Origin of the sequence: Streptomyces doebereineriae (assembly GCF_031845645.1) — a bacterium.
GTDB classification, from domain to species: Bacteria; Actinomycetota; Actinomycetes; order Streptomycetales; family Streptomycetaceae; genus Streptomyces; species Streptomyces canus.
Window position 1 is genome coordinate 1 of sequence record NZ_JAVREZ010000352.1, and the last position, 441, is coordinate 441.

General features: G+C 65.8%; 1 protein-coding gene. It reads left to right on the top strand.

Annotation, left to right across the window (positions count from 1 at the left end; all coding sequences use genetic code 11):
* Positions 1-441, top strand: a 441-nt coding sequence (locus RNB18_RS52255) for an SDR family NAD(P)-dependent oxidoreductase (RefSeq protein WP_311721085.1), incomplete at both ends; no start/stop codon positions are given.

The window sequence follows — 441 nt, forward strand, 5'->3', positions numbered from 1 at the left end:
GACCTACGTGACGCTGACAGCGCCCAGCGCATCGTCGACGCGGCGCTCGACGCCTTCGGAACGGTGGACGGATTGGTCAACAATGCCGTGGCCAGCTCCGGACCGATACCGTTCGTCGACATCCCCGCGGATGAGTACGAGCGGGTCCACGACACCGGGCCACGGGCACCCTTTCGCCTGCTGCAGGCGATTCACCCCGTCAGGATCAAGGGCGGCGGTGGATCAATCGTCAACCTCGGCTCGGCCGCGGGCACGGTAGGCACGCATTCATTCGGCGCGTACGCCGGCGCCAAGGAAGCCATTCGCGGCATGTCCAAGGTGGCGGCACTGGAATGGGGCGTCGACCGGATCCGGGTCAACGTGGTTTGCCCGCTCGCCGAAACCGACGGCCTGAAAGTGTTGCGCGACATAGCACCCAAGCAGTACGAGGCAGTCGTCAGA